Below are 16,855 nucleotides of genomic sequence, written 5' to 3'. Positions count from 1 at the left end.
CCGACGCGGCACGGGGGACGACGGCCGACGCGCCACGGGCTCCCCGGACATGACGAAGGGGCGGCGGCCGGCTCACGCCGGCCACCGCCCCCGGGAGGAGGCTCAGGCCCGTCGCCTCACGGCGATGACCACCGCACCCACCACGCACGCGACGGCGGCGGTGACGTAGGCGAGGTGGTACCCGGCGAGCTGGTCGGCGCTGGTCCCCGCGACCAGGACCATCACCGCCACGCCCGCGCTGGCGCCGATCTGCTGCGTCACCACGTTCACCGCGCCGGCGACGGCCTGCTGCTGCTCCGGGACGCCGGAGAGGCCGGCGGACGTCATCGAGGGGAAGTTCAGCCCCTGACCGATGCCGCTGACCACCAGACCGGGCAGGACGTGCAGCACGTAGTTGCCGTCCTGCGGCGTGCCCAGCCACAGGCCGGTGCCCACGCCGATCAGGACGAGGCCGACGGCCATCAGCGTCCGCGGGGAGTACGTGGCCAGCAGGCGGCCGGTGGCGAAGTTGGCGGTGAGGAACACGGCCAGGGACATCGGCACCAGGGCGATGCCGGACTCGAAGGGCGAGTAGTGCAGCATCCCCTGCAGGTACAGGGGCGCGAAGAACAGCATCCCGACCGAGCCCATGTACTGGAGGAACGCGGCCAGGCTCGCCTCCCGCACCGAGCCGATCCGGAGGAGGCCGAGCGGAAGCACCGGGTCGGCGGTGCGGTGCTCGCGCACCACGAACAGCACCAGGGAGAGCACCGCGCCGCCGAGTACGATCCACGCCGTGGCGCCGCTGCTGCTCACGCCGACGACGAGCAGGGTGAGGCCGAGTGTGCCCGTGATCGCTCCGGGCAGGTCCAGCCGGCCGCGGTGCCCGACGCCGTCGGGCAGTCCGATGCGCGTCGCGCCCAGCACACCGAGACCCACCAGCACCGAGAACCACAGCACCGAGCGCCAGCCGAAGAACTCGGTCAGGACGCCGCCCAGCAGCACCCCGCCGCTGAAGCTCGCGGCGCCGACGGCCGCGTACACCCCGAAGGCCCGGTTGCGCGCCGGACCGGCCGGGAACGTGTCGGTGAGCAGCGCCAGCGCGGCCGGCCCCGACAGGGCGGCGCCGATGCCCTGGACCGCTCTCGCGCCCAGCAGCGTCACGGTGTTGGGGGCCACGGCCCCGACCAGCGCGGAGACGGTGAACAGGGCGACGCCGGCCTCGAACACCCGCCGCCGCCCGATCACGTCGGCCAGTCGGCCGCCCACCAGCAGGAAGCCGGCGAACGTGACGGCGTAGGCGGTCATCACCCACTGGAGCGTGCTCTCGTCCAGGTGGAAGCGCTCCCCCACCGAGGGCAGCGCCGCGTTGAGCACTCCGAGGCCGCTCACGTCCAGGGCCAGCGCCCCGGCCAGGACGCCGAGTGCGAGTCCCGGCCGGCGGACCGGTGAGGCCGCGGCGCCGGTGGTGTCGCCGGTGGTGTCAGTGGTGTCGGTCATGCGGGCCTGCCGTGGAAGTCGCGGCCGGTGAGTGCCCGCCCGAGGTGGTCGCTGCGTCCGGGTAAGGAGCTGTTGGCATCGGCTGACGCCCTATCAAATTTGTCAACTGCCATGCGGACAGCTTGCATTGGCCGATCGTCCGCTGTCCACTCCGCCCCGCGCCCGCAGATGGAACTGAACGGTACCGTCCGAGGAGATCAAATCGGACACTTTGGCGATCAAATCTCGCCAGCGCTTCAACCGGCCCGCAAAGTGCGCAATCCTGGAGTCGCTGGACTCTCCGCGCCCAGGGGCGGACGAAAGAAAGCGGCACTGCGAAATCCCGGCAGCGAGATTGCACGACAGATCCACCGGCAGGGCCGCACGGGGCGGCGAGAATTCCACAGTGAGCCGCTGAATCGCGACCACCCGCGTCACCTCGAAGTTTGCCGTCGTCACCACGCATGGCCGCCGCACCGCTCGGCCGGAGCTTCGGGCAGCCCTTCCCACCTCCCCGCGCGAGGAGCGGTGTTGCCCGATCGCACGTCCATGCATGTCATGTACAGGCCTGATCCAGCATTCGCAGTCGAACTGCCTTGATATGGAACAACTGACGAGCCCCCCCTTGTGAACGATCGGTTGTGAAGCTCCACCCGCCCAATTCACCAGCCCTGCTGAGGGAGTCGCCATGCCCCAAGAGCACGCAGCGCGAGACATATCCGCCGTCACGGACTTCCTGCTGTCCCGATTTGCCGAGCTGTTGGACCTGTCCGCGAACTCGGTGGACCGGTGGGCGCCGATGCACCGGTACGGATTGGACTCGCTGAAGTCGGTGAACCTCGCGGCCGCCCTGTCCGAGTTCCTCGGCTGGCAGGTCCCCGCCACCTGGATGTGGCAGTACCCGACCGTCGACGGCCTGGCCCGGGCACTCGTCGAGGGCCCGCGTGCCGCGGAGCCCGCCCCGACCACCCGGCGCCGCACGCCCTCGCACGAGCCCGTCGCGGTCGTGGGCATCGGCTGCCGGTTCCCCGGAGGGCCGGACCCGTCCGCGTTCTGGCGGCTGCTGGTCGAGGGCGGCGACGCCGTCGGACCGGTGCCGGGCGCCCGCCGCGAGCTGCTGAACGACCGGGTGCGCTGGGGCGGATTCATCGACGGCATCGACCGCTTCGACCCGCTGTTCTTCGGCATCTCGCCCCGCGAGGCCGTCCAGATGGACCCGCAGCAGCGCCTGATCCTGGAGCTGTCCTGGGAGGCGCTGGAGGACGCGGGCATCGCGCCGCACAGCCTGGTCGGCAGTGACACCGGCGTGTTCATGGCCTCCTGTTGGGGCGACTACGCCGCCCTGGCGCACTACCGCGGCCCCGACAGCCAGATCACCCCGCACACCGCGACCGGCATGCACGACGGCATCATCGCCAACCGCGTCTCCTACATCCTCGGTCTGCAGGGCCCCAGCATGGCCATCGACTCCGCCTGCGCGGGCTCGCTGATCTCGGTGCACGTGGGCTGCCAGTCGATCCAGCTGGGCGAGAGCGACCTGGTGCTCGCCGGTGGCGTGAACCTGAGCTTCGTCTCCGACTACTACACCGCCATGGACGCGATGGGCGCGCTCGCCCCGGACGGCCGCTGCAAGTCCTTCGACGCCCGCGCCAACGGCTACGTCCGCGGCGAGGGCGCCGGCGTCGTCGTGCTCGCCCCGCTGAGCGTGGCGCTGGAGCGCGACCTGCCGGTGTACTGCCTGATCAAGGGCAGCTCCTCCAACAACGACGGCCTGAGCAACGGCATGACGGCGCCCAACCCCCAGGCGCAGGAGAAGATGCTCCGCACCGCCTGGCAGCGGGCCGGCATCTCCCCGGACCTCGTGGACTACATCGAGTGCCACGGCTCCGCGACACCGCTCGGCGACCCGATCGAGGCCAACGCCATCGGCGCCGTCCTGGGCGGCGACCGCCCGCAGCCGCTGCGGCTCGGCTCCGTCAAGTCCAACGTCGGCCACCTGGAGGCGGCCGCCGGGATCGTCGGCCTGGTCAAGCTCGCGATGTCGATGCGCAACGGCGTGCTGCCGCCGAGCCTGCACTACACCGCGCCGAACCCGCAGATCCTGTTCGACGAGTACAACCTCACCGTCCAGGACCGGCTGGAGCCGTGGCCGCGGCACTCCGACGCCCGCCGCGGCGGCGTCAGCTCGTTCGGGTTCGGCGGCTCGATCTGCCACGTCGCCGTCGAGGAACTGCCGCGCCCCGAGGCCTCGCTCCTGCTGCTGGCCGCGGACTCCCGCGAGGCGCTGGCCGAGCGGGCCCGGGCGCTGCGCGACGCGACCGACCTGCGCGCACTCTGCCGCCGCGAGCCCGGCGACGGCCCGTTCCGGCTCGCGGCCACCGCCCGCGACATGGCCGAACTCAGGAGCAGCCTCGACGCCTTCGGCAGCGGTGCGAAGGCCCCCGGACTGAGCGTCGGCGAGCGGGCCGACCGCCGGCCGCGGGTGGCGTTCCTGTTCTCGGGCAACGGCTCGCAGTGGGTCGGCATGGGCCGGCAACTGCTCGCCGGCCAGCCGGTGTTCCGCCGGTCCATGATGAAGTCCGACCGGCGGATGCGGGAACTGCTCGGCTTCTCGCTCGTCGAACAGCTGCTGGCCCCCGACGGCCGCCTCGACGACATGGACGTCTTCCAGCCGCTGCTGTTCTCCCTGCAGGTCGCGCTGGCCGAGACCTGGCGCTCGCTGGGGGTGGAGCCGGACGTCGTCGTGGGGCAGAGCGTCGGCGAGTTCGCCGCCTCCCACATCGCCGGCGCCCTCGACTTCGACGACGCCTCCCGCCTGGCCGCCCACCACGGCCGGCTCCTCCAGCTGCTGGCCGTGGGCCGCGGCGAGGGCATCGTGGTGATGACCCCCGCGGACGAGGTCCGGCCGCACCTCACCGGCGGGCTCACCCTCTCCGGCTACAACGGCCTCGGCTCCACGCTCGTCACCGGCACGCCGCAGGAGATCGACGACCTCGTCGAGCGGCTGACCGCGGCCGGCGTCACCAACCACCGGGTGCGGATGGGCCACGCCCCGCACTCGGCGCTGGTCGACCACGTCCTCGCCCCGCTGAAGGTCGAGCTCGACGGCATCAGGCCCCGGAGCACCCGCATCCCGATGATCTCGACGGTCACCGGCGAACTCGTCGACGGCGCGGAGCTCGGACCGGACTACTGGGCGGACAACCTGCGCCGGGAGATCCGGGTGGTCGACGCCCTGACGAAGCTGCGCGACCACGACGTCGACGCGGTGATCGAGATCAGCCCGCACCCCCTCCTGCTCAAGTCGGCCTCGGAGATCCTGCCGGCGACCACCCTGCCGTCGCTGCGGCGCGGCGCCGACGAGGCCTCGACCCTGCTCGGTTCGCTCGGCGCCCTGTACGCCGCCGGGCACCCCGTCACGGCCCACCCCTTCCTGGCCGGCGACCGGGGACGGCACGTCGCGCCGAGCCCGGGCGACGCCGCGGCCGACGGGCAGCTGCACCTGGTGCCCGTCACCGCCCGGACCGCGGGCGCGCTGACCGACACCTGCCGCGAGCTGTCCAACCACGTCGAACGCGACCCCGGCCTGCGGGTCTCCGACCTCGCCTACACCCTCGCCGCCAGGCGCACCCACCACAGCCACCGGATCGCGCTGTTCGCCCGCAACCGGCAGGACGTCCTGGACGGACTCGCCCGGGTCGCCGCCGGGCAGCCGCACCCCGACGTGGTCACGGGCACGGTCTCCGGCAACGCCGACCGGCGGGTGGCGCTGGTGTTCTCCGGCGGCGGCACCCAGTGGGTCGGCATGGGCCGCGAACTGCTGCGCTCCCACGCCGGCTTCCGGGCCTCGATGAACGCCTGCGACGCCGCCGTGCGCGCGGCCGGCGGCTTCTCGGTGCTCGACCACCTCGCCGCCCCCGCGGACGAGGCCCGGTACGAGGAGATGGACTTCCAGCAGCCCGTGCTGTTCGCCCTGCAGGTCTCGCTGGCGAAGGTCTGGCTCGACCTGGGCATCGAGCCGACGGCCGTCGTCGGGCACAGCCTGGGCGAGGTCGCGGCCGCCTGCGTGGCCGGCGCGCTGTCGCTGGAGGACGCCGCCCGGGTCGTGGTCTCGCGCTCGCACCTGCTGGAGCGCAAGGCCGCCGAGGGCGCCATGATCTCGGTCGACCTGCCGGAGGAGGAGCTGCGGCCGCGGCTCGCCCCGTACGCCGAGCACGCCGCCGTCGCCGTGGTCAACAGCCCCACCAGCGCGGCGGTCTCCGGCTCGCCCGAGGCCGTCGACGCCCTGGAGGCCGACCTCAAGCGGGACGGCGTCTCGGTCCGGCGGATCCGGGTCGAACGGCCGGTGCACAGCCCCGGCATGGACCCGCTGATCGAGCCGCTGCGCGAGAGCATCGACGGCATCACCCCGCTGGCGCCGGCCATCCCCTTCCACTCCACCGCGCTGGCCGACACGGTGAACCCGGTCGCCGACGTCGACTACTGGGTGCACAACCTGCGCAACCAGGTCCGGTTCGCCGAGACGATCGGTGCGCTGGTCGACCGGGGCGTCTCCACCTTCATCGAGATCGGCCCGCACGAGACGCTGCGCGGCGCGGTCGAGGAGATCGGGCTGTCCCGCGGCGTCCAGGTGCACGCGATCAACTCTCTGCGGCGCGAGGAGAGCGACGTCCGCTGCCTGCTGGGCGCCGCCGCCTCGCTGTACGTCAGGGGCCTGCCGCTGACCTTCGACCCGCTCTTCGCCGACGACGTCGACCTCGTGGAGACCCCGCTCGTCCAGTGGCAGAAGGAGCGCTACTGGATCGACACCGACACCGAGCCCCGCGGCGCGGCGGCGCCCGCCCCGGCCGTCGGGACCGCGGGGGCGGGCGCGGCCGCGACGGTGGCCGCTCCGGTCGAGGTGCGGCCGGCGGCGGCCCCGGCCCCGGCGGACCGGCCGGTGCCGGAGGTCGTCCTCGCCGAACTGGCCGACGCGCTGGGCGTGCCGGTGAGCAGGTTCGACGAGAACGCCGGTCTGCGCGACTTCGGCCTCGACTCGATGCTGGCGATCCGCCTCGTCAACAGGATGCAGGCGGTGCTCGGGCACCGGGTGTCGCCGGTGGTGTTCCTCGACGGGCGCTCCATCGCCGAGGTCGTCGGCCACTTCGTCGGGCTCTCCGGCGGACCGGCCGCGCCCGCCCCCGCGGCACCGGCACCCCAGGCGCCGGCGGCGGCCGCCCGGCCCGTCCCGGTCCCCGAGGCCGCGCCGAAGCGGTCCTTCCTGGAGGACCTGTCCGAACTGGACGCCGAGGAGCTGGTGGAGGAGCTGGAGGCGCGCGGGCTGCTGGAGGCCACCGACGCGCCGGCGCTGGAGCAGTTGCGCGCCGAAGGCCTCGGTCTCGAAGTGGCGCCGACCTCGCACGGCCAGGCCTCGCTCTGGTTCATGCAGATGGTCGCGCCGGACGCCGTGCCGTACAACTTCATGGTGACCGCCCGGATCCGGACGACGGTCGACGAGGAGGCCCTGGAGCACGCCGTCCGGGCCGTGCTGGACCGGCACCCCGCGCTGCGCACCGTCTTCGTGGAGGCGGGCGGCAGCCCGTACCAGGTCGTCCTGGACGAGCCGGTGTACGAGTTCCTCGTGGTGGACACCTCCGACCTGGACGACGAGCAGGCCCGCGAGGAGCTGGCCCAGTACGGGCACGAGCCGCTCGACATGGACAACGGGCCGCTGGTGCGGATCGTCCTCATGCGGCGCGGACCCTCCGACCACTACCTGATGGTGCTCGTCCACCACATCGCCTCGGACGCGGCCTCGGCCGACGTCATGATCCGCGAACTCCAGGAGTACTACGAGGGCGCCGACCCCGCCCGCAGCGCGCCGGTCGCCCCGTACACCGAGTTCGTCGAGTGGGAGCGGCAGTGGCTGGCCGGTCCGGCGGCCGAGGCGGCCCTGGACTGGTGGTCGCGGAAGCTGGCCGACCCGCCCGCCCACCTCGACCTCTCCAGCAAGGAGCGGCCGCCGGGCGTCACCTACGAGGGCCGCGACATCGCGTTCCGCTGGAGCGCCGAGGAGACCCGCCTGCTGCGGGAGTTCGCGGTGCGCGAGGGCGTGTCGGTGAGCACCGTCGTGCTGGCCGGGTTCTTCGCCACGCTCAACCGCGCGGCCGGGACCGAGGACTCGGTGCTGGCCACCGCCATCGCCCAGCGGGCCGAGCCCGGCTGGGAGTCCGCGATCGGCTACTACCTCAACACCGTGCTGGTGCGGGCGAACCCCTCCGGCGGGCGGAGCTTCCGCGAGCTGCTGCGCGAGGTCCACGCCTACTCGCTCGGCCTCCTGGAGCACATGAACTACCCGCTCGACCTGCTGGCCTCCCAGCTGAAGCCGCCGCGCGCCGAGGGCCGCTCCCCCTGGTTCGACGTGGTGGTCAACTGGCTGTCCTCGGACGCCTTCCCCCGCTCCGTCAAGCTCTTCCACGGCGTCGGCGAGACCATCGCCCCGGACGGCGCGCTGCCGCTCGAACCGCTCCAGGTCCGCAGGCACCTCGCCAAGTTCGACCTGGAGATCTCGATGGCCGACATCGACGGCAGGGTGGCCGGCCACGTCCAGTTCAAGCCGAGCTACCTGGAGCGGCGGACCGTGACGGCCCTGCTCGCGCTGTACCGCACCGTGCTCTTCGACTCGATCGCCCGACCCGACCAGGCCCTCGGCGACATCGCGCCGACCGGCCTCCCCAAGGAGACGGACAAGTGACCGAAACCCTGCACTCCGAGTTCATCGCCCAGGCGGTCAAGAACCCCGACGCGACCGCGGTCTACTCCGACGCCGGCGTCCTGACCTACGGCGAGCTGAACGAGCGGTCCCGGGTGCTGGCCGAGCGGCTGGTCGCCGACGGCGCGGGCCCCGGCGTCCCGGTCGGCATCTGCGTCGAGCGCACCCCCGACCTGCTCGTCGCCGTCCTGGCGGCCCTGCGCTCCGGATCCTGCTACCTGCCGCTGGACCCGAACTACCCCGCCGACCGGCTGACCTTCATGGTCCAGGACAGCGGGACCCGCCTGCTGCTCACCACGCCCGCGTCCCGGGCCAGCTGCCCGCCCGGGCCGACGGTCGTCGTGCTCGGGGACGGCGTGACCACCGAGGCCGGCGCGAAGCCCGTCGCGGTCGTGCCCGAGGACACCGCGTACGTCATCTACACCTCGGGCTCCACCGGCAGGCCCAAGGGCGTGGCCGTGCGGCACTCCGGCGCCGTGGCGATGCTCGCCGAGATGGACCGGGTCCTGGAGGGCTGCGACCTGAGCGGCGTCTCGGCCGCCAGCTCGATCTGCTTCGACCTGTCAGTGATGGAGATCTTCAACGCGCTGTGCCGCGGCGGCGCCGTGGTGCTCGTCGAGAGCGCCGTGCACCTGCCGGAGAGCCGGTACGTGGACCGGGTCACCCACCTGTCCGTCGTCCCGTCGGTGATGAACGGCCTGCTCGACGCCGGCGCCCTGCCCCCGAACGTGCGCTCGATCGTGTTCGGCGGCGAGGCCCTGCGCCGCAAGCTGGTCGACCGGGCCTACCAGGAGACCGGCGCCACCCGGGTGTTCAACGCCTACGGCCCCACCGAGGGCACCGTCTTCTGCTCGTTCGGGCTGGTGCCCGAGGAGGGGACCGACGAGCCGACCATCGGCCCGCCGACCACCACCGACCTGGTCTACGTGCTCGACGACGAGCTGAAGCCGCTGCCGGCCGGCGAGGCCGGCGAGCTCTACCTCGGCGGCGTCGGCCTCGCGCACGGCTACGTCAACCGGCCGCGCACCACCGCCGAGCGGTTCCTGCCGGACCCGTTCCGCAGCGGCGAGCGCATGTACCGCACCGGGGACGTCGTCAAGTTCACCGAGAGCGGCGAACTCCAGTTCCTCGGCCGCTCCGACCACCAGGTCAAGCTGCGCGGCTACCGGATCGAGCTGGAGGAGGTCGAGGCCCGGCTGACCGCCTGCCCCGAGGTCCGGGAGGCCGCCGCCACCGTCCGGGGCAACCGGCTCGTCGGCTACGTCGTGCCCGCGGGCGACGGCGCGCCGCAGGACGGCCCCCGGCTGGACGCCGCGCTCCAGAGCGCCGTCACCGGCAGGCTCGCCGTCGAACTGCCCGACTACATGGTGCCCGCGACGCTCGTGTTCCTGGACGCCCTCCCGCTGGGCCCGGGCGGGAAGCTCGACCGCAACGCGCTGCCCGAGCCGCCGGCCGCCGACACCGACGGGCCGCTGACCGCCGCCACCACGCCGACCGAGATCGCGCTGTCGGAGATCTGGGGCCAGCTGCTCGACCTCGAACCGTCGACCATCGACGTGCAGTCCGCCTTCTACGACCTCGGCGGCGACTCGCTGCTGCTCGTCCGCCTCGCCCGGCTGATGACCCGGCGCTTCGACCGCCGCGTCCGCGTGCCCGACCTCTTCAGCTTCCGCGACATCGCCTCCCTCGCCCGCTGGCTCGACGACGAGTTCGGCGCCACCCCCGAGGTGGTCCAGTCGGCCCGCCAGCGGGCCGGCGCCCGCCGCGCCGCCCTGCGCGGCCGCGGCGGCGCCACCGGCCGCTGAGTCACGCCCCCTACCCGACACGAAGCAGGAGCCTTCCATGACCGACAGCCCCGAGCAGGAGTACGACCCGGGCGACGTGGCCATCATCGGCATGTCCCTGCGGGCACCGGGTGCCCGCACCAAGGAGCAGTTCTGGGACATCCTCGTCAACGGCCGGGAGACCGTGTCCTTCCTGGCCAAGGACGACATCCACGTCGACGAGACCCTGATCCACAGCCCGTTCTACGTCCGGGCCTGCGGCGTGCTCGACACGTACGACAAGTTCGACCCGTCGGTGTTCGGCATCAGCGACCGGATGGCGGCCGCGATGACCCCGGAGAACCGGCTGTTCCTGGAGAGCGCCTGGGAGTCGCTGGAGGACGGCGGCTACGACCCGGACCGGCTCAAGGCCGAGATCGGCATGTACGGCGCCAACAACCCGCAGACCGCCGCGCTCTACAGCTCCCCGCCGGACCGGGTGTCGGTCGGCCCCGAGGCGATCGAGGCCAGCCTGGCGTGGTCGCCGGACACCATGACCTCCAACGCGCTGTACTACATGGGCCTCACCGGCGAGGCCGTCACCGTCGCCGCCGTCTGCGCGGGCTTCCACTACTCGGTGCACCTGGCCTGCCAGTCGCTGCTGCTGGGCCAGAGCGACATGGCGATCGCCGGCGGCTCGATGGTCCGCCTGCCGCACCCCCGCGGTCACCTCTGGGAGGAGAACCGCATCCTGTCGAAGGACGGCCACTGCCGCCCGTTCGACGCCAACGGCACCGGCACCGCGCTGTCCAGCGGCGTGGTCACCGTGCTGCTGAAGCCGCTCGGCCATGCCGTCGCCGACCGCGACCACGTCTACGCCGTGGTCCGGGGCTCGGCCGTCAACAACAACGGCGTCAGCGCGATGGCGTACGGCCTGGCCCAGCCCGAGCGGCTGAGCGCCTGCATCGCCGCCGCCATGGAGGTCGGCGGCGTCAGCCCGGACACCGTGTCCATGTACGAGGCCAACGGCCTCGGCCTGCCGATGACCGACGAGCTCGAAGTGCACGCGGCGACCATGGCGTTCGGGAAGCAGACCGCGACCACCTCGATCGGCGGGGTCAAGGGCAACGTGGGCCACGGCGGCGTGGTGTCGGGCGGCTTCGGCGCGATCAAGGCCGCGCTGGCGCTGTACCACAAGACGCTCCCGGCGACGATCAACCTGACGGAGGTCAACCAGGACCTCGACTTCCCCAGCACCCCCTTCGTGCCGCAGATCGAGGGCGCGGCCTGGGAGCCGGAGGCCGGCATCCGCCGCGCGGGCATCACCTCGATCGGCGGCGGCGGCTACAACGCCCACCTGCTGCTGGAGGAGGCGCCGGCGCCCGCCGAGCGCGCCCCCGAGGACGAGGGCCGGCCGCGGCTGGCCACCCTGTCCGCCCTGGACGACGACGCGCTGGGCCGCCAGCGCACCCGCCTCAAGGAGTGGCTGGAGGCGAACCCCGGCCTGCGCCTGGACGACGTCTGCTTCACCCTCAACCTCGGCCGCAAGGTGATGGCCCGCCGGTGGGCGGCCGTGGTCCGCAGCCGCGAGGAGCTGATCGCGGCGCTGTCCGACGACGCCGCCCGCGGCGCGGCCACCACGACCGCCGCCGCCCCGCGGACCGACCCGGGCGCCTTCTCGCGCAACGACAGCGGGATCGTGCCGGCGGGCCGGGACCACGAGGCGCTGTCCGACCTGGCCGCCGCCTGGGTGACCGGCCAGCAGGTGGACTTCGACGCCCTGCACCTCGGGGAGGCCGGCCGCCGCGTGCCGCTGCCCACCTACCCGTTCCAGCCCCGCCGGTTCTGGCGTACGGACTGGTGAGCATGAGCACACCGGCACTGGACGCCTTGGACCTGGGAGACCCGGCCACCTTCGCGGACCACGACCTCGTCGGGTTCTGGCGCACCCTGCGGGACACCGCACCGATGCACTGGAACCCGCCGGTCGGCGGCCGTCGGGGGTTCTGGGTGCTCTCCCGCTACGACGACATCATGGCCACCTACCGGGACAACGTGAACTTCACGTCCCAGCGCGGCAACGTGCTCGTCACCCTCCTGGAGGGCGGCGACGCCGGGGCCGGCCGGATGCTGGCCGTCACCGACGGACCCCGGCACCTGGAGCTGCGCAAGATCCTCCAGCGGGTGCTCTCGCCGAGGGTGCTCGACGAGGTCGCGCAGACCGTCCGGGTCAACACCCGGCAGTGGATCCGCGAGGCGGTCGAGTCCGGCGGCTGCGACTTCGCGGAGCAGATCGCCAGCCGGATCCCGATGACCACGATCTCGAACCTGCTCGGCGTGCCCGAGCAGGACCGGGACTACCTGCTCTCCCTGACCAAGACCGCGCTCTCGGCGGACGACGAGGACGTCGACGAGGTCGACTCCGAGATGGCCCGCAACGAGATCCTGATGTACTTCATGGACATCGTCGAGGAGCGGCGCGAGTCACCGGGCGAGGACGTCATCAGCATGCTGATCGGCAGCGCCATCGACGGGGTGCCGCTGACCGACGAGGACGTCGTGCTGAACTGCTACAGCCTGATCATCGGGGGCGACGAGACCAGCCGGCTGACGATGATCGACTGCGTCCGCACCCTCGCGGCCCAGCCCGAGCAGTGGCGGCGGCTCAAGCAGGGCGAGGTCGCCGTCGAGACCGCCGTGGACGAGGTGCTGCGCTGGGCCTCGCCCACCATGCACTTCGGGCGCAGCGTCGAGCGGGAGACCGAGTTGCACGGCGTGCGGCTGCGGCAGGGCGACATCGTCACCCTGTGGCACGCCTCCGGCAACCGCGACGAGCGGGTCTTCGCGCGGCCCGAGGAGTTCGACCTCGGCCGCACCCCCAACAAGCACCTGGCCTTCGGCTACGGCCCGCACTTCTGCGTCGGCTCGTACCTGGCCAAGGTGGAGATCGCCGAACTGCTCAAGGCCCTGCGGGACTTCACCCTCGGCTTCGAGCAGACCGACGAGGCGCTGCCCATCCGGTCCAACTTCCTGACCGGGTTCTCCACCATGCCGGTGCGCTTCGATCCCGATCACTCCGGACTGAAAGAGGTCGACCGATGAGCGGCAACCCCTTCGACGGCGGGGAGGGCGACTGGCTGGTCGTCGTGAACGCCGACGAGCAGTACGCGCTGTGGCGGCCGCACCTGGCCGTCCCGGACGGCTGGCGGATCGTCCACTCCTGCCCGGACCGTGAGGGCGCCCTCGACTACGTCGAGCAGCACTTCACCACCGCGGTGGGAACGCCGGCGGCCTGACCGCGACCCGACGGCGACCACCACCCGAACCAGCGACCGCAGGAGTGCGGATGAACATCTACATGTCAGGACAAGGGGCGTTCGCGGTTCAGGTCGCGGAAGCCCTCCTGGACAACGGTCACAAGATCGTCGGCGCGGCCGCGCCCCGGCTGCGCAAGGGCAAGTCCGACGAGAGCGACGCGATGGCCTGGGACCGCCTGCGCGCCTGGGCGTTCCCCCGGGACATCCCCTGGACGGACTCGGCCGAACTGCGCGCGATGCACATCCCGGACGGGGTGGACATCATCGTCGCCGCGCACTCGCACGCCTTCCTCGGCCGCAACACGCGCGCCAGGGCCACCGTCGCCACCATCGGGTACCACCCCAGCCTGCTGCCGCTGCACCGCGGCCGGGACGCGATCCGATGGACCATCCGCGACGGCGACAAGGTGACGGGCGGGAGCGTCTACCACCTCACCGAGCGCACCGACGGCGGCCCGCTCGCCGCCCAGGAGCACCTGTTCGTGCCCCCGGGCTCGACCGCGCAGAGCCTGTGGCGCGACCACCTGGCTCCGCTGGGCGTGCGACTGCTGCTGAAGGTGGTCGCCGACCTCGCCGCGGACCGGCGGATCGAGGTCCCCCAGGACGAGAAACTGGCGACCTGGGAACCCGCGATGGACACCCAGCCGCTGTTCAAGCCGGAACTGATCGCCCTGCCCGGCAACACCCGGGTCGACAGCGACAAGTGGGCGCTGCACGAGGGGTGACAACCGCGTACCGGCCCGACGACCGGACGGAATCGATCCGGCCGACTCAGCAGGTGCCCCCGGGTGTTCGGCACTCCGGGGGCACCTGCCGCGGCGTCTTCCACGGCTGCCGCCGTCCCGCGCGCGAAACCCCTCCCGCCCGGGACGGGGGCCCGGGAATCGGCACGGCCCGACACCGGCGCCGTACCCGAAGCTACGATGGTTCCCCGGCGGCCGGCCCCGTGCACCAGCGCCGCCCGAACCGGCAGTGGTGGCACAGGAGGCCAGGTGGCGCAGGAGGCGGAGATGGCGGGAGCCGGAGCGAGTTCGCTCGCCGAGAAGATCGAGACCCTGTTCCGCACGGTCCGGCGCCCCAACCGGGAGCAGTACAGCAACGAGGACGTGGCGCGCGCCTGCCGCGAGGCCACCGGCGAGACCTTCTCGGCCACCTACCTGTGGCAGCTGCGCACCGGCAGGCGCGACAACCCGACCAAACGTCACCTGGAAGCCCTGGCACGGTTCTTCCAGGTCTCGCCCGCCTACTTCTTCGACGACCGCTCCGAGGAGATCCTCGCCGAACTCGCCGTCCTGGAGGCGCTGCGGGACGCCGGCGTCCGGAACATGGCGCTGCGGGCGGTGGAACTCTCGCCCGAAGCCCTGGACACGGTCTCCGATGTGATCGAGACTATCGCTCGCCGGGAGGCTGCCAGGGGCAAACCCTCCCGGTGAGCACGACGCGGTGCCACCGGGAGGCACCCCGCGACGGCTGACCGGCCACGCCGGCCCCGGCGGACAGGTGAGGCGCGCATTGCGGTGGATCCGACGGCACGGCGGACTGATGCGGCGCTGCCGCGCGATCAGCGACTCGCTCGAACTTCCCGACCCGTTCGACGCCGCCGAGCTCGTCGCCCGCCTCGCCCGCGACCGCGGCCGGCCCATCGACCTGATCGCCGTACCCGCACGCCCCGGGGCTCCGTGCGGACTGCTCGTGACGACCGGTCAGGCCGACTACATCGTCTACGCCGAGGACACCAGCGAGGTGCACCGCCAGCACATCCTGGTGCACGAGTACGCCCACCTCCTGCTGGGCCACACCGACGGCACCCCGGCCGACCCGGGACTCACCCGCGGCCTGCTGCCGCACCTCTCCCCGGCCCTGATCGGGAAGGTCCTGGGACGCACCGTCTACCTCGAACCGCAGGAGCGGGAGGCCGAGTTGCTCGCCTCGCTGATTCTCAAACGCGCCCTGCTGCCCGGCGGCCGGACGTCCGGCGCGGAGCCCCGCGACGCCGAGTGGGCGCACCGGCTCGCCCCCCTGCTGGGCACCCGCCGCCCGACCAGCCCGCATGACTGACCCCGTCCTCGCCCTCGCCGCGGCCTTCCTGCTCGGCCTGGGCACCTACCGCTTCCTCGCGGGCCGGCGCCGCGGCCGCTCGCCGGCCCTGCTCTTCACCTGCTGCTTCGCCTGGTGCTTCGGGGCCTTCCTGGCGCTGACGGCCGCCCGGGCCAGGGTGGACATCGACCACGGAACCGGCCTGGCGGGCCTGTCCGGCATGCTCGCCGACCACCTCAGGACGGGCTCCGCCGGATTCCTCGCACTGACCGCCGTCGCACTGCGCCGCCCCGAGGCCGACGCCCGCGCGCTGCGCCGCCGCTGCGTCGGCACCGCCCTCGCGGTCCTCGCCGCGACCGTCCTGTTCCTGCTCGCCCGGCCCAGGGAGGACGGCGGCCAACTGGTGGCCACCGGCGCCCTCGGCCCCGTGGCGCTGGCCGGCTACGACCTGGTCATCACCGGCTACGCGACCGGCTGCCTGGTCACCCTGCTGCGCCAGACGACGCACTGGACCCGCCGGGCCGACGACACGGCCCTGCGCACGGCCCTCGGCCTGGTCACCCTCACCACCGCCGTCGGCCTGATCTGGGCCGCCTGGGGCCTCGACGACGTCCTCGGCGCCCTGCGCACGGGCCGCCAGCTGACCACCGAGGACACCGTCTCGCTGGCACTCGGACGCGTGTGCGCGATCCTGCTGCTGGCCGGCGCCACCACGCTGCTGTGGGCGCGCGCCGGGCGTGCCGTCAGGCGGTGGCGGGCCGCGTACCGCGGCTACCGGGCGCTCGGGCCGCTGTGGCGGGCCCTGCACGCGGCCTTCCCGCAGATCGCCCTCACCACGGGCCGGGTCACCACGGGCCGAATCACCGGCGGCCGGATCACCGCGGGCCGGATGCCTCCCGCCGACGCCGAACTCGCCCTCTACCGCCGGGTCATCGAGATCCGCGACGGGCTGCTGATCCTGCGCCGCTACCGCACGGCCGAGGACTCCCCCTCCCCCGACGGCAGCCCCGGCAAGGCCCCTTCCACCGACGCCTCCTCCGCCGATGCCGACGCCGAAACCCACGCCGAAACCGACACCGACGCCGCCGCGCGGGCCGAGGCCGTCCGGATCGCCGCCGCCCTGCGCCGCGCCCGCACCCGGGCTCCCGCCGGCCCCCTCCGCAGCGGCCCGCCACCGGCCGAACCGCACCTGCCGCACACCGGCGGCATGGAGGCCGAGACCCGCTGGCTGGGACAGATCGCCCAGGCGCTGCGGAACCTGCCGCCGCTGCCGGCCGGGCCGGCGGCGGACCGGAGCCCGGACGCGGCGCCCTCCGCGCCCGAATCGGCTTTTCCCGGATCCCGATTCGGCATTTCCGATTCACCGACCTGACGACAACTTGACCACAACAAGGCCGAGTTATTCCGCCGAAGAAATCTGACGAACAGCCAGGCGGAAAGAGCGGAAATGTCCCGAGGGCCGCTCCCCCCTCGGCCGCTCCGCGCCCGGGAACCGCCCACCCTCGCACCGGCGTCCCGTTTTCCGGGGC

The 16,855-nt window shown here is 73.1% G+C and carries 10 protein-coding genes; 9 read left to right on the top strand and 1 reads right to left on the bottom strand.

The window, feature by feature from the left end:
- Window positions 1-102: 102 nt before the first annotated feature.
- On the bottom strand, window positions 103-1,479 hold the full coding sequence (locus ACWGJO_RS14530) for an MFS transporter (RefSeq protein WP_452183747.1): 1,377 nt from the start codon (window positions 1,477-1,479) through the stop codon (window positions 103-105).
- A gap of 667 nt (window positions 1,480-2,146) precedes the next feature.
- Here ACWGJO_RS14530 and ACWGJO_RS14525 point away from each other — a divergent pair.
- The 9 genes from ACWGJO_RS14525 to ACWGJO_RS14485 all read left to right on the top strand — a co-directional run bounded on the left by ACWGJO_RS14525 (window position 2,147) and on the right by ACWGJO_RS14485 (window position 16,698).
- The gene (locus tag ACWGJO_RS14525; RefSeq protein ID WP_452183746.1) at window positions 2,147-8,191 is read left to right on the top strand and encodes an acyltransferase domain-containing protein; all 6,045 of its coding nucleotides are present in this window, start codon (window positions 2,147-2,149) and stop codon (window positions 8,189-8,191) included.
- On the top strand, window positions 8,188-10,014 hold the full coding sequence (locus tag ACWGJO_RS14520) for a non-ribosomal peptide synthetase (RefSeq protein WP_387694986.1): 1,827 nt from the start codon (window positions 8,188-8,190) through the stop codon (window positions 10,012-10,014). The genes ACWGJO_RS14525 and ACWGJO_RS14520 overlap by 4 nt, the downstream gene beginning before the upstream one ends.
- Window positions 10,015-10,051: 37 nt before the next feature.
- A complete protein-coding gene (locus ACWGJO_RS14515) occupies window positions 10,052-11,836 on the top strand; it encodes a beta-ketoacyl synthase N-terminal-like domain-containing protein (protein ID WP_452183744.1) in 1,785 nt (594 codons plus the stop codon).
- The gene (locus ACWGJO_RS14510) at window positions 11,833-13,074 is read left to right on the top strand and encodes a cytochrome P450 (RefSeq protein WP_452183742.1); all 1,242 of its coding nucleotides are present in this window, start codon (window positions 11,833-11,835) and stop codon (window positions 13,072-13,074) included. The genes ACWGJO_RS14515 and ACWGJO_RS14510 overlap by 4 nt, the downstream gene beginning before the upstream one ends.
- A complete protein-coding gene (locus tag ACWGJO_RS14505) occupies window positions 13,071-13,268 on the top strand; it encodes an MbtH family protein (RefSeq protein ID WP_359906749.1) in 198 nt (65 codons plus the stop codon). Before ACWGJO_RS14510 ends, ACWGJO_RS14505 begins: the two co-directional genes overlap by 4 nt.
- A 50-nt stretch (window positions 13,269-13,318) precedes the next feature.
- Entirely contained in the window at window positions 13,319-14,014 is a 696-nt protein-coding gene (locus ACWGJO_RS14500) for a formyltransferase family protein (RefSeq protein ID WP_387694989.1), read from the top strand.
- A 285-nt stretch (window positions 14,015-14,299) separates the two neighbouring features.
- Window positions 14,300-14,722, top strand: a complete 423-nt coding sequence (locus ACWGJO_RS14495) for an XRE family transcriptional regulator (protein ID WP_387695000.1) — start codon at window positions 14,300-14,302, stop codon at window positions 14,720-14,722.
- Window positions 14,723-14,831: 109 nt separating this feature from the next.
- Window positions 14,832-15,347 (top strand): ParH-like protein, encoded by a 516-nt coding sequence (locus tag ACWGJO_RS14490; protein ID WP_452183739.1) that lies wholly within the window; start codon window positions 14,832-14,834, stop codon window positions 15,345-15,347.
- Window positions 15,340-16,698, top strand: coding sequence for an MAB_1171c family putative transporter (locus tag ACWGJO_RS14485; protein WP_452183737.1), 1,359 nt, complete (start codon window positions 15,340-15,342; stop codon window positions 16,696-16,698). Before ACWGJO_RS14490 ends, ACWGJO_RS14485 begins: the two co-directional genes overlap by 8 nt.
- The last annotated feature ends 157 nt before the right edge of the window (window positions 16,699-16,855 follow it).

The sequence above is a fragment of the Kitasatospora sp. NPDC054795 genome (assembly GCF_053611565.1).
Note: the sequence above shows the minus strand (reverse complement) of the source record. Positions and strands in the feature narration are given on the sequence as shown.